At 58.8% G+C, this 18,143-nt stretch carries 24 protein-coding genes; 15 read left to right on the plus strand and 9 right to left on the minus strand.

Annotation, left to right across the window (positions count from 1 at the left end; translation table 11 throughout):
* Positions 1-74: 74 nt before the first annotated feature.
* Complete coding sequence (hemE, locus tag ACG9DO_RS03055) at positions 75-1,091, minus strand: uroporphyrinogen decarboxylase (protein WP_394730256.1); 1,017 nt, start codon at positions 1,089-1,091, stop codon at positions 75-77.
* Between the two features lie 334 nt (positions 1,092-1,425).
* Here hemE and ACG9DO_RS03060 point away from each other — a divergent pair, with 334 nt between their 5' ends.
* The 10 genes from ACG9DO_RS03060 to ACG9DO_RS03105 all read left to right on the plus strand — a co-directional run bounded on the left by ACG9DO_RS03060 (position 1,426) and on the right by ACG9DO_RS03105 (position 8,142).
* Positions 1,426-2,271 carry a pyruvate, water dikinase regulatory protein gene (locus tag ACG9DO_RS03060; RefSeq protein ID WP_394730257.1) on the plus strand — a complete coding sequence of 282 codons (846 nt, stop codon included), beginning with the start codon at positions 1,426-1,428 and terminating at the stop codon, positions 2,269-2,271.
* Positions 2,249-2,875 carry a Maf family protein gene (locus ACG9DO_RS03065; protein WP_394730258.1) on the plus strand — a complete coding sequence of 209 codons (627 nt, stop codon included), beginning with the start codon at positions 2,249-2,251 and terminating at the stop codon, positions 2,873-2,875. Before ACG9DO_RS03060 ends, ACG9DO_RS03065 begins: the two co-directional genes overlap by 23 nt.
* Positions 2,872-3,729 (plus strand): shikimate dehydrogenase family protein, encoded by an 858-nt coding sequence (locus ACG9DO_RS03070; RefSeq protein ID WP_394730259.1) that lies wholly within the window; start codon positions 2,872-2,874, stop codon positions 3,727-3,729. Before ACG9DO_RS03065 ends, ACG9DO_RS03070 begins: the two co-directional genes overlap by 4 nt.
* On the plus strand, positions 3,726-4,334 hold the full coding sequence (gene coaE / locus ACG9DO_RS03075; protein WP_394730260.1) for a dephospho-CoA kinase: 609 nt from the start codon (positions 3,726-3,728) through the stop codon (positions 4,332-4,334). Before ACG9DO_RS03070 ends, coaE begins: the two co-directional genes overlap by 4 nt.
* Before the next feature lie 112 nt (positions 4,335-4,446).
* Positions 4,447-5,148, plus strand: coding sequence for a DNA polymerase III subunit epsilon (dnaQ, locus tag ACG9DO_RS03080; protein WP_394730261.1), 702 nt, complete (start codon positions 4,447-4,449; stop codon positions 5,146-5,148).
* Positions 5,149-5,244: 96 nt separating this feature from the next.
* Entirely contained in the window at positions 5,245-5,829 is a 585-nt protein-coding gene (gene hpf, locus ACG9DO_RS03085; RefSeq protein WP_394730262.1) for a ribosome hibernation-promoting factor, HPF/YfiA family, read from the plus strand.
* Between the two features lie 171 nt (positions 5,830-6,000).
* Complete coding sequence (locus ACG9DO_RS03090) at positions 6,001-6,462, plus strand: PTS sugar transporter subunit IIA (RefSeq protein WP_394730263.1); 462 nt, start codon at positions 6,001-6,003, stop codon at positions 6,460-6,462.
* On the plus strand, positions 6,452-6,922 hold the full coding sequence (locus ACG9DO_RS03095) for a PaaI family thioesterase (RefSeq protein WP_394731182.1): 471 nt from the start codon (positions 6,452-6,454) through the stop codon (positions 6,920-6,922). The genes ACG9DO_RS03090 and ACG9DO_RS03095 overlap by 11 nt, the downstream gene beginning before the upstream one ends.
* A 14-nt stretch (positions 6,923-6,936) precedes the next feature.
* Entirely contained in the window at positions 6,937-7,272 is a 336-nt protein-coding gene (locus ACG9DO_RS03100; protein ID WP_394730264.1) for a DUF1491 family protein, read from the plus strand.
* A 219-nt stretch (positions 7,273-7,491) separates the two neighbouring features.
* Entirely contained in the window at positions 7,492-8,142 is a 651-nt protein-coding gene (locus tag ACG9DO_RS03105) for a cell wall hydrolase (protein WP_394730265.1), read from the plus strand.
* Positions 8,143-8,174: 32 nt separating this feature from the next.
* Here the strand turns inward: ACG9DO_RS03105 and xth are convergent, their stop codons facing one another.
* The 3 genes from xth to ACG9DO_RS03120 are packed head-to-tail and all read right to left on the minus strand — an operon-like array spanning position 8,175 to position 9,811.
* The gene (gene xth, locus ACG9DO_RS03110; RefSeq protein ID WP_394730266.1) at positions 8,175-8,972 is read right to left on the minus strand and encodes an exodeoxyribonuclease III; all 798 of its coding nucleotides are present in this window, start codon (positions 8,970-8,972) and stop codon (positions 8,175-8,177) included.
* A 38-nt stretch (positions 8,973-9,010) separates the two neighbouring features.
* The gene (erpA, locus tag ACG9DO_RS03115; RefSeq protein WP_394730267.1) at positions 9,011-9,340 is read right to left on the minus strand and encodes an iron-sulfur cluster insertion protein ErpA; all 330 of its coding nucleotides are present in this window, start codon (positions 9,338-9,340) and stop codon (positions 9,011-9,013) included.
* Between the two features lie 39 nt (positions 9,341-9,379).
* Positions 9,380-9,811 carry a CBS domain-containing protein gene (locus tag ACG9DO_RS03120; RefSeq protein ID WP_394730268.1) on the minus strand — a complete coding sequence of 144 codons (432 nt, stop codon included), beginning with the start codon at positions 9,809-9,811 and terminating at the stop codon, positions 9,380-9,382.
* Between the two features lie 114 nt (positions 9,812-9,925).
* Here ACG9DO_RS03120 and ACG9DO_RS03125 point away from each other — a divergent pair, with 114 nt between their 5' ends.
* The gene (locus tag ACG9DO_RS03125) at positions 9,926-10,219 is read left to right on the plus strand and encodes a hypothetical protein (RefSeq protein ID WP_394730269.1); all 294 of its coding nucleotides are present in this window, start codon (positions 9,926-9,928) and stop codon (positions 10,217-10,219) included.
* 3 nt (positions 10,220-10,222) lie between these two features.
* On the opposite strand, the gene ACG9DO_RS03130 is transcribed toward ACG9DO_RS03125, so the two are convergent.
* The 4 genes from ACG9DO_RS03130 to ACG9DO_RS03145 are packed head-to-tail and all read right to left on the minus strand — an operon-like array spanning position 10,223 to position 13,276.
* The gene (locus ACG9DO_RS03130; protein WP_394730270.1) at positions 10,223-10,654 is read right to left on the minus strand and encodes a (2Fe-2S) ferredoxin domain-containing protein; all 432 of its coding nucleotides are present in this window, start codon (positions 10,652-10,654) and stop codon (positions 10,223-10,225) included.
* A gap of 22 nt (positions 10,655-10,676) precedes the next feature.
* Positions 10,677-11,192, minus strand: a complete 516-nt coding sequence (locus ACG9DO_RS03135; RefSeq protein ID WP_394730271.1) for a DUF2497 domain-containing protein — start codon at positions 11,190-11,192, stop codon at positions 10,677-10,679.
* Between the two features lie 45 nt (positions 11,193-11,237).
* Entirely contained in the window at positions 11,238-12,722 is a 1,485-nt protein-coding gene (locus tag ACG9DO_RS03140) for a TolC family outer membrane protein (protein WP_394730272.1), read from the minus strand.
* 2 nt (positions 12,723-12,724) lie between these two features.
* Entirely contained in the window at positions 12,725-13,276 is a 552-nt protein-coding gene (locus tag ACG9DO_RS03145; RefSeq protein ID WP_394730273.1) for a protein-L-isoaspartate O-methyltransferase, read from the minus strand.
* Positions 13,277-13,485: 209 nt separating this feature from the next.
* On the opposite strand from ACG9DO_RS03145, the gene ACG9DO_RS03150 reads away from it, so the two are divergent.
* The 3 genes from ACG9DO_RS03150 (at position 13,486) to ACG9DO_RS03160 (ending at position 17,140) form a co-directional block, all read left to right on the plus strand.
* Entirely contained in the window at positions 13,486-15,003 is a 1,518-nt protein-coding gene (locus ACG9DO_RS03150) for a fumarate hydratase (RefSeq protein ID WP_394731184.1), read from the plus strand.
* 100 nt (positions 15,004-15,103) lie between these two features.
* Complete coding sequence (locus ACG9DO_RS03155) at positions 15,104-16,321, plus strand: sensor histidine kinase (RefSeq protein WP_394730274.1); 1,218 nt, start codon at positions 15,104-15,106, stop codon at positions 16,319-16,321.
* Positions 16,322-16,384: 63 nt separating this feature from the next.
* A complete protein-coding gene (locus ACG9DO_RS03160; protein WP_394730275.1) occupies positions 16,385-17,140 on the plus strand; it encodes a LytR/AlgR family response regulator transcription factor in 756 nt (251 codons plus the stop codon).
* A gap of 215 nt (positions 17,141-17,355) precedes the next feature.
* On the opposite strand, the gene ACG9DO_RS03165 is transcribed toward ACG9DO_RS03160, so the two are convergent.
* Entirely contained in the window at positions 17,356-17,664 is a 309-nt protein-coding gene (locus tag ACG9DO_RS03165) for a UrcA family protein (protein WP_394730276.1), read from the minus strand.
* Positions 17,665-17,869: 205 nt separating this feature from the next.
* Between ACG9DO_RS03165 and ACG9DO_RS03170 the strand changes: the two genes are divergently transcribed.
* Positions 17,870-18,136: a hypothetical protein gene (locus tag ACG9DO_RS03170; protein ID WP_394730277.1), complete on the plus strand. Its 267-nt coding sequence runs from the start codon at positions 17,870-17,872 to the stop codon at positions 18,134-18,136.
* The last annotated feature ends 7 nt before the right edge of the window (positions 18,137-18,143 follow it).

The raw sequence follows: 18,143 nt of genomic DNA on the forward strand, positions 1-18,143 counted from the left end.
AAATGGGTATCTAGGGGGCGTGGGGGCGAACGTCACCCCCCTGCCGCCCGAATGAATGGCAACAGGCCGGACAATCAGCCCCGAACAGCCGTAACCAGCTGCTCGACATGATCGATCGGCGTAAACTGTCCAATCCCATGACCAAGGTTGAAGACGTGAGGACGGTCCTTGAAGGCATTGAGGATATACGCAATCCGCTGCGTCAGGGCATCACCGCCTGCAAACAGCAGCAAAGGATCGAGATTGCCCTGCACCGGCATACCTTTCGGAAGGACCTCATTCGCCCAGACCGGATCGAGCGTCTCATCCAGACCCACCGCGTCCACACCGGTAGCGCGGGCATAGTCAGCCAGCTTGGCGCCTGCGCCCTTGGGGAAGCCGATCACCGGTGTATCGGGATGGCTTTGCTTGAGCGCCGCCGTGATCCTTTGGTTGGGCGCAATGACCCAGCGCTCAAACTGATCGGGCGCAAGGCTTCCGGCCCAGCTGTCGAACAACTGCACAGCTTCCGCACCTGCATCGATCTGCCCGCGCAGATAGGTAATCGAGACATCGGCAATCGCATCAATGATCGACTGGAAACGTGCCGGATCCTTGTAGGCGAGTGCGCGGGTCTCACCCTGATCGCGGCTGCCCTCGCCATTCACCATGTATGTCGCAACGGTCCACGGGCTCCCGGCAAAGCCAAGCATGGTGACAGTGTCATCGAGCGCGGCGCGGCACAGCCGGACAGTCTCGTAAACCGGTTCAAAGCGCTCATATTGAGGCGTGAAGTGCGACAGCTCAGCGTCTAGCAACGGGGGCGAGAGCTTGGGTCCTTCGCCCGCAAGAAACTCCAGGTGTTGTCCCATTGCATGGGGTACAATCAGGATATCGGAGAACAGAATCGCGCCATCAAATCCGAATCGGCGCAAGGGCTGCAAGGTGATCTCGCAGGCTGCTTCGCTGTCATAGACGAGATCGAGAAAGCCGCCCTTCTCTGCTCTGAGCTCGCGATATTCCGGCAGATAGCGTCCTGCCTGCCGCATGAGCCACATGGGCGCTTTGTCCTGTCGCTGACCGCGTAACGTTTCGAGAAGTGCACCAGGCATTCGGGTATCCAATCAATAAAATTATATATTTATATAAGGATTATGGAGTCTGTTGGCCCTGTGGAAAGCGGGAATTGCCAATCCCTGCCCGATTTTTCCGCGCATGAACAGGGCTCACCTTGACTGCGAATCGTGGAAAGTCTTGAGTCGAGTCAAATTTATCCGCACTATCCCCAAGCTGTCGAAAAAGCGGGAGCGCTGTTGGCAAACCCCCTTGCTCAAACCGGTATTGCGAGGATGAAACTCATCCCCGAACTTGTCGTCAGACTTCTCCCATGGTTTATGCCACTTGCTTTCCACAAGCCATTCTCACCATCCGGACATCACTGACCCCATGAAGAAAATGCATCTCCACCTGGTCTCGGACTCCACCGGTGAGACGCTGGAGATGATTGCCAAGGCGGCGTTGGCGCAGTTCGACAATCCGGATGTCGTACGCCATTTCTGGCCAATGGTTCGCAGCCGTCAACATCTCGATCGGATTGTCCCCGATCTCGCCGGTAATCCAGGCCTTGTCCTGTTCACACTGGTGAATCCCGAAACCCGTGCGCGGCTGGAGGAGCACTGCCGCCAGCTCGCCCTGCCCGCCGTTCCTGTGCTCGATGCGGTTACCGCCGCGCTGGAATCGCAACTGGGCGAGGAAGCCCATGGCAAGCCAGGGCGCCAGCACTTGATGGACGAGGAATATTTCAAGCGGGTCGAAGCGATCCAGTTCACTATCGCCCATGATGACGGCGTAGGCTGGGAGAATTGGGAAGAGGCGGACATCGTGCTGGCCGGAGTATCGCGCAGCTCGAAAACGCCGACCAGTATCTACCTCGCCAATCGTGGCTACAAAACCGCGAATATCCCCATTGTTATCGAAAGCCCGCCGCCCAAGGCCCTGTTCGGCTTGCGCAATCCGCTTGTGGTGGGACTTACCACTGCGCCTGATCGGCTGGTGCAGATCCGCCGTAACCGTCTGCTCTCGCTCAATGAAGGTACGGAAACTTCCTATGTCGACAACGAAAGAGTGCAGCAGGAAGTACAATATGCGCGCCGCATGTTTGCGGACAATGGCTGGCCGGTGATCGATGTGACGCGCCGCTCGATCGAGGAAAGCGCAGCGGCGATCATTCGGCTTGCGCAGGAACGCACGCGCCGGGATCAACCGGTTGATGGAACCGCAAAGCCGATCTGATACCATGCTGCAAAACGAACCGATCATCCTTGCTTCAAAGAGCGCCTCTCGCCGCGCGATGTTGGATGCCGCTGGCATTCAATACGAAGCGATCCCGGCCGAGATTGATGAGCGTGCGGTGGAGGCTGCATGGACTGGTGGTGAAGAAGACCATGTCGTTGCCGGTATCTCGGCGGCGAAGGCGTTAGCAGTTGCAAAGGACCACCCAGCCCCATTTGTGCTAGGCTCAGATTCACTGGTCGTTGTTGATGGTAAGCGGTTCGACAAACCCGCCTCAAGAGAAGACGCCGCCGAACACCTTCGCTTTTTTTCAGGCAAGACCCTCGAACTCTACGCTGGCGCTGCGCTTGTTCTTGACGGGCTTCTGAAATGGGAATGTTGGGATGTCGCGAGGCTTGAAGTGCGCGATCTTTCTGATGCGTTCATCGACGAATATCTCGAAAGAGAGTGGCCTGCCGTATCGGGATGCGTCGGAGTGTTTCGCATCGAAGGTCTCGGCATTCAGCTTTTCGAGCATATTGATGGGAGCCACTTTACGATCCTCGGGATGCCCTTGATGCGGGTTCTTTGGGCACTTCGCCAATTCGGGGCTGTCAAGGGATGAACAAGCCTTACGCCGAAGTGATCGGAGACCCGATCGCGCAATCGAAGAGCCCGTTGCTCCACGGGTTCTGGCTTGAGAAACTTGGGATCGAAGCCGAGTATCGCGCCTGCCATGTCAAACCCGAGGGTCTTGCCGACTATTTCGTTGACCGGCGGGCCGACTCGAGCTGGCGCGGCTGCAACATCACCATGCCGCACAAGCAGGCGGCGCGAGAGCATCTTTATAGCGTCGAAGAAATCGCTTCTTCGATTGGCGCGGTAAACACGGTTTACCCTGCGTTCGACCGGATGTTGGCGGGGACTAACACCGATGCGGCAGGTTTTCTCGAACCTCTTCGCGAGGACCTTGCGCAAGAGCATTACTTTCGCATGGCGCGAATCTTGGGAACAGGCGGTGCTGCGCGTGCGATCATTGCGGCGCTGGCAGGCGAGGGCTTCACGCTGGTTGTCGCTGGCCGCAATCCCGACAAGGCGAGGGCGCTTTTGGATGAACTGGCGCCCGATGGCGAGCATCATGCAGTGCATCTCGATCACTTTGCCGAGCCGACCGATTTCAAGTTTGATGATCGGGAGGGGTGCCTCGATCTGGTGGTCAACGCGACCGCGCTCGGCATGAAGGGACAACCGCCTTTGAAATTTGACCTGAGCCATGCGCCGCCGCGCAGCATCTTTTACGACATCGTCTATTCGCCGCTTGAGACCGAGCTGCTCGCCGATGCTGCCAAGGCAGGGTTCCGAACGCTTGACGGGCTCAACATGTTGATCGGTCAGGCGGCGGTCGCCTTCGAGCACTTCTTTGGTCAGGCCGCCCCGCGCGAATACGATGCCGAACTGCGGGAGCTGCTTCTTAGATGACAAGACCGCTCATAATCGGCCTCACCGGTTCGATCGGCATGGGCAAATCCACCGTCGCCGACATGTTCGAACGGGCAGGAGTCCCGGTGTTCGATGCCGATGCGGAAGTGCGCCGCATGCAGGGACCAGGTGGTGAATTGCTGTCTGCAATCGAGGCTGCCTTTCCCGGCTCGACCGGCCCTGATGGCGTCAAGCGCGAGGCATTGGGCGCAATCGTGTTTTCTGACAAGGACAAGCTCAAGCAGCTTGAAGCGATCGTCCACCCAGCAGTCGCTTCCAAACGCATGGAGTTCATGATCGAGCATGGCGGCGCACCGATGGTGGTGTTCGACATCCCGTTGCTGTTCGAAGGCGGTGGCCAGAGCCAGGTCGACACTGTTGTGGTTGTTTCTGCCCCACCTGAAGTGCAACGCAAGCGCGTGCTCGCCCGTCACGGCATGACGGAAGAGAAGTTCGCAGATATCCTCAACCTGCAGATGCCGGACAGCGAAAAGCGCGATTTGGCGGATCATGTGATCGATACAGGGACAACGTTGGCTGAGACCGAGTCGGCGGTTCGTGCCTTGGTGGAAAAGCTTAAGAAGATCCGCGAAGCCTCAAGCTAATCACGCTTCAAAACCCCGAAGCACAGGTTTTTCTCAGCAATAAAGGCAAAACCATCCTCTCTCGTTCAAACCCCTCTTGCGCGAAGCCGTGCATGGTCCGATAGTATAGCTAATGCGCGAAATTGTGTTTGATACTGAAACCACCGGCCTCGACCCCAAGACGGGCGACCGGATGGTCGAAATCGGCTGCGTGGAACTCTATAACCGGGTACCAACAGGTGAAACGTACCACGCCTATTTCAACCCCCAGCGCGACATCCCAGCGGGCGCAGAAGCGGTACACGGCCTTTCAGCAAGCTTCCTGTCGGACAAGCCGCTGTTTGCTGACCTTGCCGATGATCTGCTGTATTTTCTCGGCGATGCACCGCTGGTTGCGCACAATGCCGGGTTCGACTTCGGCTTTCTCAATGCAGAACTGACCCTGATCGATTTTGAGCCGGTCTGCATGACCCGGATGGTCGATACCGTTGCGATTGCGCGCAAGCGCCATCCCGGCGCCAAACTCTCGCTCGACGCCTTGTGTACCCGTTATGGGGTCGATCGCAGCCACCGCGTGAAGCACGGCGCACTGCTTGACGCAGAGCTGCTCGCGCAGGTTTATGTAGAGTTGCTCGGCGGCCGTCAGATCGGCCTTGAGCTTGCAGCAGAACATCACGTTGGCAGCGGCAGTACCCCCGGCGCTGTTGCTGCGGTCATCGGCCGAAAACCTACCGGTCCCGTCAGACCGCCACGCCCGCACGCGGCCACCGATGACGAGCTCGCACGCCACAGAAAATTTATGAAAGGGTTTGACCAGCCGCTCTGGGCACGCTGAACCGGTCGCCTTGAAATTTGAGGCCGCGAAACACGCCAATTCTTAAACCTCGACAAGATACAAGAACGAAAACAGTTGCAATTGAAGGAGACTGCCATGGATATCCGCGTTTCAGGCCACCAGATTGAAACCGGCGCAGCCCTGCAGGAACATGTGGCGGAACGCTTGGGTGGGATTGTTGACAAGTATTTCGACAAGGCAATTTCCTCTCATGTCACCTTTGGCAAGGCCCCGGCGGGCGCATTCCATTGCGATATCGTCACCCATGTAATGCAGGGCCTGATCCTGCGCAGCCAGGCCGAAGCGCAGGATGCACATCTTGCGCTGGATGGTGCGGCAGAGAAGATCGACAAGCAGTTACGACGCTACAAGCGGCGCCTTAAGGATCGGCACGAACAGTCCGCTCACGCGATGAGGCAAGAGGAAGCGGCCTATTCTTTCGAAGAAGCTGGCTACACGATCTTTGCCTCGGATGATGCAGAAGAAGAAGTTACCGCGGACGCCCCGCCGATTATCGCGGAGACCAGCACGGATATTCCCGAGGCGAGTGTTGCCGATGCCGTGATGATGCTCGATTTGAGACACACCAACGCCTTGTTCTTCAAAAATGCTGGCACCGGGCGGCATAATATGGTTTACCGCCGCTCCGATGGTTCGATCGGATGGGTCGAGCCGCGCTGACACGGGAAGGTTTCACAGCGCTGCCCCACGCGCGAGACTGCAGGGATCCCGTTGATATTGAGAAGAGGGCCGCCGCTTCACGGCGATCAGCTCTTTGGCTGGCAGAGCGCACAGCAGATGCGCAGCCGGCAACGGTCGAACACAAGAGAACAGTTAAGATAAACGTCTGAGATGAGTGTAAATTTCCAACTGCTTCCGCAGGCGGTCGCAAGTGCGAACCCGCAATCCAAGCAAGAAGCGCTTGAGCGCGTTGCTGCGCTGGCTGCGCGCGTCTACGATATCGACGAGGCTGCCGTGCTCGACGGTCTTGAAGAGCGTGAGCGCCTTGGGAGCACAGGATTTGGCCGCGGTGTAGCGATTCCTCACACCCGCTCCGATGCGATCAAGCGTCCGATTGTCGTCCTGTTGCGCCTCGAATCGCCGGTCGAGTTCGATGCTGCCGACGGGATGCCGGTGGATCTCGTATTTGGGCTTGTCTCGCCGGAACGTTCAGGCGCCACGCACCTGCATGCGCTGGCGGCCATTTCCAGGCTCGTTCGCGATGACGCAATGCATGAGGCTCTCAACGAGGCTACTAGCCCTGAAGCGCTCTATGCCTTGCTCTCCAACCAGCTTGAGCGTGATGCAGCCTGACGCGCAGAGTGCTGATGATGAGGGGGCTGCGCTGCATCATCGCGCATTGGAGCACCTCTATCATTCTGCGCCGATCAACAAACTGTTTGCCTCCAGTCTGACGATTCCTGGCGTAGGTCTGTCCCAGATCCATTTCACCGTCAGTGAAGAGACCTATCATGCAGCCGGCGCGGCGCATGGCACGATTTACTTCAAGATGCTCGATGATGCGGCGTTCTATGCTGCCAATACGCTTGCGACCGATCGCTTCCTGTTGACGACCGGCTTCAACTTACATTTCACCAAGCCAGTGCGGGCCGGCGAAGTGATCGCCGAAGGCCGCTGGGTCAGCGGCAAACGCCGCGTGTTCGTGGCCGAGGCGCGGCTGATCAACAGCGAAGGTGAGGAGATCGGGCGGGGAACCGGTACATTCATGCGCTCGCGAATCGCCCTCTCCAGCCTGGCCGGATACAAGGCATAACGGGTTTGGCCCTGATGGATGAACGCCTCCCCGCGCATTTGGAAGTTGCGGCTATAATTCGCCTCGCTCAAAGCGAAGGAGGCTTCGCAACTGTGCTGGCACGCGGAGAACGCGATGCTGGAACAATTCTGCTCTTAACCACGTATCGCGGCAATAGTGTTACGCTTTTCGAGCGAATGCCGCAACTGGACGGAACCCGCTCCTTCACGCCCACCAAACAGGAAAATCCTGAAAATAAACAGGAATTTGCGGATTATCTTGATCGGCGCAAGCGTCAGGATCCGGATATCTGGGTTGTTGAGGTGGATGTCGCGAACGCGCAACACTTCGTCGAATTATTGCCCTGTTAACTTGACCTTCCAGCTTCAGCCTCTATTTGGCGCGCCAGCTTCCAGGTGCGCAGGCGGCTCTGTTCGACAATACGGTCGACGAGTTAGCACGCAGACGGGGGACGGCCGGCAGGCCTGAGGACCGACCTCTCTTGCGAGTGCGAAAACGCACCGCGGTCCAGACCTGTTAGAGTGTTTTGGGCACTCGTGGTGCGTTCACCGCACAAGTTTGTATCATTCATGAGTCGCAAGGCCTTTGGGCTGAGTGCGCTTGCGCTTGTCGCGGGCGTCAGCCTTACAGTTGCGAGCGAGGAATCGTCCTCGGCATTCGCACAGGAATTGAATCCTGCTGAGTTTCCGGAACAGTCCGTTGATGCAGCAGCAGATCCCATCTTTATCGCTCAGGAAGTCGTTCAGCCTATTGCAGAACCAGCGGTCGTCACTTCAGATGATGAAACCGCGCCTGCCGCGCCCTCTTCGCTGCGCGATCTAGTCGCTCAGATCGAAACCCGTGAAACGCTCTCGGAACAGATGCAGTGCCTTGCCGGCGCGATCTATTTCGAAGCTCGCGGGGAGCCGCTTGCAGGCCAGCTCGCGGTTGCTCAGGTTGTCATCAACCGCGCCGAATCGCCGCGTTTCCCGGCCAGCTATTGCGATGTTGTCTACCAGCGTGCGCAGTTCTCGTTTGTGAAGAACGGCTCCATGCCCAAGATCCGCACCGGTTCAGCCGCGTGGGAGCGAGCCAAGGCTATCGCGCGGATCGCGCATGAAGGCCTGTGGGACAGCGCTGCCGACGACTCACTCTATTTCCACGCGAAATACGTGCGTCCAGCCTGGAGCCGCAAAAAGGCGCACCGGGCAACGATCAGCACGCACCTCTTCTACCGGTAGTTGAGAAATCCCCGGTCGCGCCGGGGTTTTGCTCAGCCCTTTAGCAATGCCCAGACAGGGGCGTGGTCGCTGGCTTTCTCACGCCCGCGATGCTCCTTGTCGACACCGACTGCGGTCAAGCGATCCGCGAGTTCGGGCGACAAGAGAATGTGGTCGATGCGGAAGCCGTGGTCGCGTTGCCAGGCCGCCGCTTGATAGTCCCAATAGGTCCACACCCCTCCACGCGGGTTGAGCGTGCGGACCGCGTCAGTCCAGCCATCACCCAGAAGCCGGGCATAGGCCGCACGCGATTCGGGTTGCATCAGAGCATCACTGGCCATTGCCTTGGCCGCCCAGACATCATTGTCTTCCGGGATCACGTTGTAATCTCCGAGAATGGCCGCTGGAATCTCCTCGGACCAGATTGCTGCCATGCGCTGACGCAGCCTTGCCATCCAGGCGAGCTTGTAGTCGAACTTCGGTCCGGGATGCGGATTTCCATTGGGCAGATAGATGCAAGCGATCCGCATTCCGGCCACATCGACCTCCAGATATCGCGCCTGCTCGCCTTCGCCGTCTTTCGGCCCTTCGATACCGAGCCCGCGCTGGACCTCCTTTGCGCCTTCGGGAACCACCTTCGTGTCTGTCAGAATCGCTACCCCATTGAAGGCCTTCTGCCCATGTGTGATGACCTGGTAGCCAAGCGCCTCCAGTTCATCACCGGGAAACCCGTCATCCTGGCTCTTGATTTCCTGCAGGCAGGCGACGGTCGGCCGGGTTTCTTCCAGCCACTCCTTGAGGCGAGGCAGGCGGGCCTTGATCCCGTTGATGTTGTAGGTCGCGATCTTCATGTGAGGCTTAGTGCCTCAAATGGCGCGCAGGGTCTAACTCAAATCCCGAAGCTGGAGCCGCAGCCGCATCCAGCAGCTGCTTGCGGGTTCTCGACGCGAAAGGCTGCGCCACCCAATGATTCGACGAAATCGACAACGCTCCCGCTCACCAGATCGAGGCTGATGGGATCGACCACCAGGCGTACATTGTCCGTCTCGCTCACCGCATCATCGCTGTCGGCTGCTTCGGCCAGGTCAAACTTGTATTGGAAGCCCGAACAGCCCCCGCCTTCAACCGACAGGCGCAGAATCGCAGGCTTGCCCTGTTTTTCGGCAATCGAGGCAATGCGTTTCGCCGCTGCAGGGGTAAGGGTGAGTGTTTCAGCCATGGAGATCATGTAGGATCAATGCACGAAGCCCTCAAGGCCCTAGGCAGTCTGAATGTAGCTTCGCATCGCTTCAGCTTCGTGGGCGACTTCATCCATCTTGGACTTCACCAGGTCCCCGATCGAGATGAAAGCCTTGAGTGCACCCTTGTCGAGCACAGGCAAATGCCGGATGCGTCGCCGCGTCATGAGCGCCAGTGCATCGTCAATCCTGGTTGTTTCGTCAACCGTAATGGCAGGCGCCGTCATGACATCGCTGACTGGCCGATTGAGGCAAACTTCCCCCTCGTCTGCGAGCCGATAGATCACATCGCGTTCGGAGAAGATGCCCACCACACTGCCATTTTCGAGTATGGGCACAGCCCCGATACGTTTGGTCGCAAGCAGTTTCACAACATCGCGAACCTGCATCGTTGCCTCGCAGGAAATGATGTCAGCTGAATTGCGGGTAGCGGTGATACGGGCGATGGTCATTGGCGCGCTCCTCTCTCGACATGCAAAGAGTGCCACTTTTGCTGCAAAAATGCGAATCTCTTCGTACTCACATCGGTTGCATTGCTGTGCGCGAGCGCCCATGAGCCTCAGCCGATGGTCAGCAAATCCCCCTTGGACGATCCGGAAAAGGCTGCATACGCGTGGGCCCGCTATCGCCGCATCATGCGGCTGATGTTTGGCATCACCATTGGTGTGGTCCTAATTGCGATTGCCTTGCTCTATGACGGGGAAGGCACCGAATCGATCCATTTCTATATCGCAGTCGCTCTCGGCATCGGCTTCACTATGCTGCTGACGAGCGCATTGATGGGGTTGGTCTTCCTGTCAAACGGCACGGGCCATGACGCTGCGGTCGATAACAATCTACCGGATAACGAGGTGGATTGAAGCCTAGGCGCCGGCCTGTTTGAGCCGGTACTCCTCGACCACTTCCCCACCAACCAAATGGCGCTGGATGATTTCTTCCAGCACGTCCTCGCTGCAGGAATGGTACCAGACACGCTCCGGCCAGACGAGCGCAATCGGGCCATTGGCGCAGATCTGCAGGCAGTCGGCCTTGGTCCGCTGGACGCCGCCGCAAGCCTTTCCCTCCGGATTGATCCGCTTGGGCCCGGCAATCTTCAACTGGTTGAGCCGCCGCTTGAGATATTTCCAAGCGGCTTCGCCATCTTCACGGGAGCAGCATTTGCCCTTTTCGCTCATTGCGCACAGAAAGATATGGCGTTCAATCGTTTCGCCACCCATTTTCGCAAGCGCGAGTTCCGCCTCCCTCAGCCCGCCACGTGGCTGGCTGGAGATATTGTCCGAACTGTCAGTGCTCATGTTCGAAGTGGTTCGAACCTGTCTATTTGCGCTTGCCAGCGATACGGGCGATTTCAGCCTGTACCATCTGTTCGACCATGCCCGGCAGGTTCTTGTCGAGCCATTCGGCGAGCATCGGTCGCAGCAACTCGCGTGCGAGTCCTTCAAGCGAAGTTTCGCCTGAGCGCACGATTTGCGGACGGGCAGGGGGCTCTGCCAGCATCGCCAGCGCGGCGAGATTGTCGCGCATGGCACCCGCTGCCGCTTCAGTTGTCAGTGGCGGCTGTTCTTCTGCCATGTCTTCTTCCTCGAGTTCCAAATCGGCCTCAGGCTCAACCAGACCTTCATCGCCGAGATATTCCATGTCAGCGAGGTCCAGCACTTCTTCCGCCGCGTCTTCGCCTGTTGCAGACTGAACCGGGGCAGACTCAACCAGCGTCTCCTCGGCTCGCTCTGTCGGCTTGCGCATCAGGAATTCCTGATCGCCATTGTCACGTGCGATCACTTTCTTGATCGATTCGAGAATTTCTTCAACTGAAGCTTCATTATGCTGCGCCATGGTGATGCCCCTAAGCCTTAAACTTTGCCCACCAATCCGCTGAGATCACTCGCTTTCCAGCGACTCAGGGTTAACAGGCGATTCACTATCCGGCGCAATTGACGCGTCAGGGGCGGGGATGTCAACGGTGCTAACCGTAGTTGCAGCAGGTTCCGGATCGCGCTGCCAGTCGAACACCTGTCCGCGCACTCGCTCGTAATTGAGCTGCGGGTCATAGAGTGGTCCGCCCATGTCGAGATTCAGGTCGCGCGCTTCCGCCCGGCCCATGAAGGTCAGTAGGCTGAACCCGGCGACATAGGCATCGCGAGTGGCTGTCACCAATTGCGACTGGGCCAGGACCAGCTCTTGTTCGGCATTGAGCACGTCCAGGATTGAGCGGTTGCCGATCGAGTTTTCCGCGCGCACCCCTTCGAGGCTCAGCTCAGCCGCTTCCACCGCGGCCTCGGCGCTCTTGATAATCGCATTGGCTGCCTGCCAGTAGGCATAGGCGGCACGTGTCTCGCGGATCACGTCACGCTCAACTGCAACGACCGTCTCCAGCGCGGCCGTCTCGCGCGCAAAGGCCTGGCGCTGGCGCGCTGCAGGCAGGCCCCCCTGAAAAATCGGAATCGTGACCTGGACCCCGACATTTGCGGTGCGTTCAGTCTGCAGCAGGTCTGCGGCAATCGGGCCGCCGAGCGTGCCGAAATAGTCAGCATAATCGTAACTTGCGAAGCCGCTGACTGTGGGCAACCGGCCAGAACCGGCCACTTCGCTCTCAAAACCTGCAGCCTTGGCGCGCGCCTTTGCCGCGATCAGGTCCGGATTGTTCTCAAGTGCGATCACCACCGCATCGCCGACAGTATCGGGTAGACCGGGCAGCGGAGGGGGCGTCTCAAGATCACCTGGGGCCTTGCCGACAAGCTGGATGTAGGTCTCGCGAGCGCCGATCAGGTTGGACTGAGCAGCCATCAGGTTGCCGCGCGCCTGCGCAAGCCGTGACTCGGATTGTGCAACGTCTGTGCGGGTTAGTTCACCGATCTGGAATCGGTCGCGGGTCGCCTCAAGATTGACCGTCAGCACTTCGACCTGGTTGGTGTTGAGTGCGACAAGCGCTTCCGTGCGAAGCACATCCATATAGGCGGCAACCACTTGTAAAAAGACCCCGCCTTCGGTTCCGCGAAGATCGGCCTGACCTGCGTCGACTCTGCCCTTTGAGGCTTTGATGGCATTGCGGGTCGCGCCTCCCGAATAAATCGGAATTTGCAAATCCGGCCCAATCTGAAAACGGCGTTCTGGTGCAGTGAAGCTGTTGGGCGAGGTCTTGACGAACTCAATATGGTTTGCGGTCACATCAACGCGCGGCAAGCCCTGAGCTTCGTTGATGACGACATTTTCATCGGTGGCGCGAAGGTCAGCCTGGGCCGCCTTCAGTGCAGGGCTGGTGTTGTAGGCCATGACCAATGCATCGCGCAGCGTCTCAGCCTGTGCCGGGAGAGCCACAAGCGCGCTCGAGACGGCCAGCAGGACAGCAAGGCGCCCGGTCTGCATCGTCAGAAGCTCCAGCTCTTGGCTTTGGCGAAAGCCCTGAGCACCGGGATGCCGATGTCAGCAACCGGCTGGAGCGTTACAGAGCCCGCAATCTTGCGCCCAACCGCGAGGCGGGTCACGCTGCGCTGATTCAGCCCAGTCACGATCCGGCCACCTTCCTCGAGCCGTTTGGCGAGACCATCGCCAAGCTCTTCAATCGCGCCATCGACGAGGATCAGGGAGAAGGTCTTGCGGGCCGATTTCGAACCAGCGATTTCATCAGCCGAGCGCGTTTCAAGACTCTCGACCAGAGGGCGAAGAAGCTCTGCAAGATAACCGGTCCCGCTTTCCACCACCAGCACACGGTCATCGCGCCTCGGGGCACTTTCCGTAAGCATCATGCCGTGAACCACAGGTGCGGCGAGGTACTCGCCATCGCCCACCGGAACCGCACGATCCATATAGGCAAAATCGCGCTGCGCATCGGGCACGAAATCCTCGCGCGGGACGGCCGCCATGCGAGCGAGCACCCACGGATCGTTGATGCCGCTGGTGCGCAGCTGGCTGTCAATCATGGCTTTGCGGGCTTTGGACATATCGCTGTGTGTCATGTGAGGTCCGACCGAGAGAGCTTCCGAGTGTGTTACATTGATAACACGGTGAATATCGCATGGATGCTTTAGGCGCAACATCTCTTGTGGCCAAGTGCTTTGACCAATTGCGCAATTAGCGCCAAGGGAGTGCACGCAAACTGAACAACAGAGGCACAGTTCCGATGGCTGATATGGTGACAATCACGGAAGACGATCTGATCGAAACGATCACCGATGCGCTGCAATATATCTCTTACTATCACCCGATGGACTACATCCAGGCGCTGGGCAAGGCTTACGAGGCAGAGCAGGGTCCGGCTGCCAAGGATGCGATCGCGCAGATTCTCACCAATAGCCGCATGTGCGCCGAAGGCCATCGCCCGATCTGCCAGGACACCGGCATCGTCAACGTGTTCGTCAAATGGGGCCAGAATTGCCGGCTCGATTCGAAACGGTCTTTGCAGGACGTGGTCGATGAAGGTGTTCGCCGCGCTTACAATCATCCTGAGAACAAGCTGCGCGCGTCGATTCTGGCAGACCCTGCTTTCACGCGGCGCAACACGCGCGACAACACGCCGTGCGTGCTCTCGGTCGAGATGGTACCCGGCGACACTGTCAGCATCGATGTCGCGGCCAAGGGCGGCGGCAGCGAGAACAAGTCCAAGTTCAAGATGATGAACCCCAGCGACAACATCGTCGACTGGGTCGTCGAGCAGATCCCTTCGATGGGCGCGGGCTGGTGTCCGCCTGGTATGCTGGGCATCGGTATCGGCGGAACGGCAGAACACTGCATGCGGCTCGCCAAGCAGTCGCTGATGGACCCGATCGACATGGGGCAATTGAAGGCCCGCGGGGCGCAGAACGACATCGAGCAGCTGCGGATCGATATCTTCGATGCGGTAAACGCGATGGGTGTGGGCGCGCAGGGGCTGGGCGGGCTCTCGACCGTTCTCGACGTCAAGATTCTCGACTGGCCGTGCCATGCTGCGGGTAAGCCGGTTGCGATGATCCCCAATTGCGCCGCCACCCGCCATGCGCATGTGACAATGGATGGCTCTGGCCCGGCCTACCTGCCGAAGCCTGACCTTGACCAGTGGCCCAAGGTTGAATGGCAACCCGATGCAGCCGCCAAGCGGGTCGATCTCGACAATCTGACGCCAGAGGAAGTGGCGAGCTGGAAGGCTGGTGACCGTTTGCTCTTGAATGGCGCGATGCTGACCGGGCGCGATGCGGCGCACAAGCGCATTCAGGACATGCTGGCAAAGAGCGAGGAACTGCCGGTCGATTTCAAGGGCCGCGCGATCTATTATGTCGGGCCGGTCGATCCGGTGATGGGTGAAGTGGTGGGTCCGGCTGGTCCGACCACCGCGACACGGATGGACAAGTTCACAGAGACCATGCTCGACCTGGGCTTGCTCGCCATGATCGGCAAGGCAGAGCGCGGCGCGGATGCGGTTGAAGTCATCAGCCGCTTCAAGGTGTCCTATCTGATGGCAGTCGGTGGTGCGGCCTACCTGGTGGCCCGCGCCATCAAGGAGGCCAAGGTCGTCGCCTTTGAAGACCTCGGGATGGAAGCGATCTACGAATTCACGGTCAAGGATATGCCTGTAACTGTCGCGGTCGATAGTGAAGGGACCAACGTCCACACACTGGCGCCTGCGCAATGGCGAGAGCGCATTGCAAGGGAGGGGCTGCTCGAAAAGGCGTAACCCGGCGGGAAATTCGCCGTTTTCGCTATTCGACGAACCGCAGCCTCAGCCCGACGACGGATTCGCATGTTCGCGCGCTTATAGCTAGATCGTGCTGACTATGCCTCAAGTCAGCGCCAAGACCCTGCCGCGCGTGCCATTTCGCTCCGTGCTGATCTCGGCAATAGTGTTGTGGGCGGCTTACTTCCTGCTTGCAACGCTGCGCTGGGAAGCGCTCGGCCTCGGATTCCGGATCGAGATGATGGGTCTGCGCCTCGTTGTGACTGCGGCCGGGGTGGTCATAACCCTGATGCTGTGGTCGCTGCTGCGCCTGTTCGATCAGCGCTCACTAGGCGCGCAGGTGTTCGCCTCGCTCACGCTGACAATGCCGGTTGCCGTGCTGCTGGCGTTTGTGAACAGCGCAGTTTTTTACGACATGAATGCCTTCATGGAGCGGCAGTGGGTCGAACGGATTGGCGAAACTGACACCTCGGCTGATCCCCTTGGGGACGTCCAATGGCCTCCTAACGATGGCGGGGAAGGTACCCCGCCACGCGATGCTGAAATGCAGGACTACTACAAGGACAAGCCGCTGCTGGCTTTCCTGTCGCCGCTTACGGAGATCGCGTTTGGCCGCTATTTCATGATGCTGGCCTGGTGTGCGGTGTACTTTTCGATGCTGGCGATCTCCAAGGCGCGCCTGGCTGAACGCAGGGAGCAGGAGTTCCGCGCCGCCGCAAAAGCAGCCGAGCTCCGATCGCTACGATATCAGGTCAATCCGCATTTCCTGTTCAACACGCTCAATTCGCTTTCTGCTCTGGTTATTACGGGCCAGCAGGCACGCGCAGAGCAGATGATTCAGACCATTTCCAGCTTCTATCGCCACAGCCTCGCCGCTGAACCGACGGCGGATGTTCCACTTGATCAGGAGTTCGATCTCCAGCGCCATTATCTCACCATTGAAGGGGTCCGCTTCCCGGATCGCCTGCGGACGGAATTTGACTTGCCGGAAGAGCTCACGGAGGCCCGGGTGCCGGGCATGATCCTCCAGCCATTGATCGAAAACTCCGTCAAGTACGCCGTTTCAGCAGTCAATCGGCCAGTCAAGATCACTATCAGCGCACGCGAAGAGTTCGACCGGCTGGTTCTTACTGTCAGCGATGATGGTCCGGGTCCACCGCCTGGTGAGGCTGCAGGAGGAGGGGGCTTTGGTATCGGGCTTGCCAATGTGCGAGACCGCCTTGAAGCGCGCTTTGGCCAAGACGTTTCGCTGGTTTCGGGACCGGTTCCGGGTGGTTATCGCAGCGAAATTAGGGTTCCGCTCACGCGTAATGGCTGAGATCACAACAGGCAGGCTCGCACCGCGAGAATATTGACGGCAGAAGAGGGACAGCACAGAGACATGGCAGAAAGCGATGACAAATCAGCCCCGCTGCGCACGCTGATTGTCGATGACGAGCCGCTCGCGGTTGAGCGCATTCAGGTCATCTGTGCGGATATCAAGTCGATTAGTGTGGTGGGCACGGCCAGCGATGGTGCAGCGGCGCTGCGCCTGATTGAAGCGCTTACGCCCGATCTGGTCCTGCTCGACATGACCATGCCAGAGCTTGATGGACTTGGCGTGGCCCGCGCGCTCGGCAAGGCGAAGAATCCGCCAGCGGTGATATTCGTTACCGCGCATGACGACTTCGCGGTCGAAGCATTTGATCTCGATGCGATCGACTATGTGCTGAAGCCGGTCTCGGCAGATCGGCTTGCCCGCGCCATCGAACGGGCAGTCGCTCGCCGCGGTGACATTCGCGAAAAATCGAGCAAATGGCTGGAAGAGCTGTGGGTCCCGCATCGCTCGGAATTGCTCCGCATTGCAGTCAGCGAAGTAAGCCGGATCGATGCGGAGCGTGACTACGTGCGCCTTCATGTCGGCACTAGCGAAGCGCCGCGTTCCTATCTCTTGCTGCAGACTATCGCCGGGCTCGAAAAGCGACTCGATCCGGCTGAATTCATTCGCATTCATCGCTCCACCATCCTGCGTAAGAATGGCATTCGCGGATTACGCCATGATGGGCTTGGTGTGTGGTCGGTGGAGCTTGAGGACGGTGATGCACTGCGGATCGGACGGACATATCTGCCTAAGGTAAAAGCGATGGCAGGGCGTTAAGGCGCCGTAAGACTGTCAGACCGCCAGGCGGAACCCAATTTGCATGATATCCCATTTGACTTGATATGATGATATCCCATTTGACTTGATATGATGGCGCCGGCGGCACACACAGACGCGATGCACCAGAAAGCGACCCGGGCCAAAAGGGACTGGACGGCCCGGGTCGCAATGATGCACCGGAGTGCAAGCTTGAATGCGGTCGCCTTGGGCGCTTAGCCTCCCCGCTGGTCTTCGCGGATAAGCGCAGCGACCTGCTTCTTGGCACTCTTGAGCGCCTCCTGGTAGCAACGTTCCGCATCGCGAGAGCGAATCCGCGTTCCGGTGGTAACTTCGTCCACGCGGCAGATCTGGCGGGCAGCGAGGTCGATGCGTTCATCAAGCATGGCCTGACCTTCGGGCGTTGCGAGGTTCAGGTCGCGAAACTCGATCCCGGCTGAAGGAACATTATCAACACCAGCCAGAACGGGGGTGGCGGTGAATGCGAGGCCGCAAGCTGCGGCGAGGGCGATTGTCTTCGTCATAGTAACCTCCTGATGCGGAACCTTAAGGGGGACTGGAGCTGTGTTCCGCTGAAGATTGTTCTACGCTGGCAGAGGGTTGTCTTCATCAACGGCTCGACAATCGCGCCAATCGGGTCGATTGAGGGAGAATGGACACGACCAGAGTCGGAAATTCTCCGACGAACCGCAATTTCACAACCACGAACGGATACGCAATTTTGTAACAATGCCGGTCGCAATCATCTTTCTTTTCGGGATCGCCAATTTCGCCATGCACAAAGCGGTGATCGAAAGTCGCCATCCGATGCTGGAACATGCGCGCTGGCTTTCCAGTAAGCGCGGCCAAAGGGTTGCGCTCGTGCTGGAGTTCCTGGTCCTGCTGGCGGCGATGCTGCTTGCGGGCAATGGGTGGCCGGGGCTCGCGATTGCCTATGGGATTTACACCTGCCTCAATGGATTAACCGCTTGGCTGATCCTGACTGGAAGGGTCTGATCCGTCG

It is taken from the genome of Altererythrobacter sp. GH1-8, assembly GCF_043702085.1.
In the GTDB taxonomy this organism is placed as follows: Bacteria; Pseudomonadota; Alphaproteobacteria; order Sphingomonadales; family Sphingomonadaceae; genus Erythrobacter.

Coding starts and splice junctions, on each gene's coding strand:
- hemE (WP_394730256.1), bottom strand. CDS start 1,091: ATGCCTGGTGCACTTCTCGAAACGTTACGCGGTCAGCGACAGGACAAA.
- ACG9DO_RS03060 (WP_394730257.1), top strand. CDS start 1,426: ATGAAGAAAATGCATCTCCACCTGGTCTCGGACTCCACCGGTGAGACG.
- ACG9DO_RS03065 (WP_394730258.1), top strand. CDS start 2,249: ATGGAACCGCAAAGCCGATCTGATACCATGCTGCAAAACGAACCGATC.
- ACG9DO_RS03070 (WP_394730259.1), top strand. CDS start 2,872: ATGAACAAGCCTTACGCCGAAGTGATCGGAGACCCGATCGCGCAATCG.
- coaE (WP_394730260.1), top strand. CDS start 3,726: ATGACAAGACCGCTCATAATCGGCCTCACCGGTTCGATCGGCATGGGC.
- dnaQ (WP_394730261.1), top strand. CDS start 4,447: ATGCGCGAAATTGTGTTTGATACTGAAACCACCGGCCTCGACCCCAAG.
- hpf (WP_394730262.1), top strand. CDS start 5,245: ATGGATATCCGCGTTTCAGGCCACCAGATTGAAACCGGCGCAGCCCTG.
- ACG9DO_RS03090 (WP_394730263.1), top strand. CDS start 6,001: ATGAGTGTAAATTTCCAACTGCTTCCGCAGGCGGTCGCAAGTGCGAAC.
- ACG9DO_RS03095 (WP_394731182.1), top strand. CDS start 6,452: ATGCAGCCTGACGCGCAGAGTGCTGATGATGAGGGGGCTGCGCTGCAT.
- ACG9DO_RS03100 (WP_394730264.1), top strand. CDS start 6,937: ATGGATGAACGCCTCCCCGCGCATTTGGAAGTTGCGGCTATAATTCGC.
- ACG9DO_RS03105 (WP_394730265.1), top strand. CDS start 7,492: ATGAGTCGCAAGGCCTTTGGGCTGAGTGCGCTTGCGCTTGTCGCGGGC.
- xth (WP_394730266.1), bottom strand. CDS start 8,972: ATGAAGATCGCGACCTACAACATCAACGGGATCAAGGCCCGCCTGCCT.
- erpA (WP_394730267.1), bottom strand. CDS start 9,340: ATGGCTGAAACACTCACCCTTACCCCTGCAGCGGCGAAACGCATTGCC.
- ACG9DO_RS03120 (WP_394730268.1), bottom strand. CDS start 9,811: ATGACCATCGCCCGTATCACCGCTACCCGCAATTCAGCTGACATCATT.
- ACG9DO_RS03125 (WP_394730269.1), top strand. CDS start 9,926: ATGGTCAGCAAATCCCCCTTGGACGATCCGGAAAAGGCTGCATACGCG.
- ACG9DO_RS03130 (WP_394730270.1), bottom strand. CDS start 10,654: ATGAGCACTGACAGTTCGGACAATATCTCCAGCCAGCCACGTGGCGGG.
- ACG9DO_RS03135 (WP_394730271.1), bottom strand. CDS start 11,192: ATGGCGCAGCATAATGAAGCTTCAGTTGAAGAAATTCTCGAATCGATC.
- ACG9DO_RS03140 (WP_394730272.1), bottom strand. CDS start 12,722: ATGCAGACCGGGCGCCTTGCTGTCCTGCTGGCCGTCTCGAGCGCGCTT.
- ACG9DO_RS03145 (WP_394730273.1), bottom strand. CDS start 13,276: ATGATTGACAGCCAGCTGCGCACCAGCGGCATCAACGATCCGTGGGTG.
- ACG9DO_RS03150 (WP_394731184.1), top strand. CDS start 13,486: ATGGTGACAATCACGGAAGACGATCTGATCGAAACGATCACCGATGCG.
- ACG9DO_RS03155 (WP_394730274.1), top strand. CDS start 15,104: ATGCCTCAAGTCAGCGCCAAGACCCTGCCGCGCGTGCCATTTCGCTCC.
- ACG9DO_RS03160 (WP_394730275.1), top strand. CDS start 16,385: ATGGCAGAAAGCGATGACAAATCAGCCCCGCTGCGCACGCTGATTGTC.
- ACG9DO_RS03165 (WP_394730276.1), bottom strand. CDS start 17,664: ATGACGAAGACAATCGCCCTCGCCGCAGCTTGCGGCCTCGCATTCACC.
- ACG9DO_RS03170 (WP_394730277.1), top strand. CDS start 17,870: ATGCCGGTCGCAATCATCTTTCTTTTCGGGATCGCCAATTTCGCCATG.